The sequence below is a fragment of the Psychrobacter sp. W2-37-MNA-CIBAN-0211 genome (assembly GCF_040309405.1).
GTDB lineage: Bacteria > Pseudomonadota > Gammaproteobacteria > Pseudomonadales > Moraxellaceae > Psychrobacter > Psychrobacter glaciei.
The window spans coordinates 1-274 of the sequence record NZ_JBEOOU010000185.1; the positions used below are offsets into that span (position 1 = coordinate 1).

The window sequence follows — 274 nt, forward strand, 5'->3', positions numbered from 1 at the left end:
TCCCTCCACATAGCTTGAGAGTAAGCTTAATTACAGCTTATTCAATGGATTCTAACGTACCGATTCCAGTAATTTCTAAACTTCTTGCCGGTCACGCGAGACTTATTTCAACAATATATTATAACAAAATATCACCATCTGTTATGGCAGATAAAATGCGATATGCAGAGGGAGAGTTGCTCGAAAATTCGGATAGCTCACTTCGCTCATTTTTAAAAGATGCATCAATTAATCAAATTAAATGTAACGTTGTTTATAACAGTGAAGATAGTAT

1 protein-coding gene is annotated in these 274 nt (G+C 34.7%); it reads left to right on the forward strand.

The window, feature by feature from the left end; genetic code table 11:
- Positions 1-44: 44 nt before the first annotated feature.
- The coding region (locus AAEY72_RS14830) for a hypothetical protein (protein ID WP_352311307.1) at positions 45-274 on the forward strand (230 nt) is incomplete at its 3' end.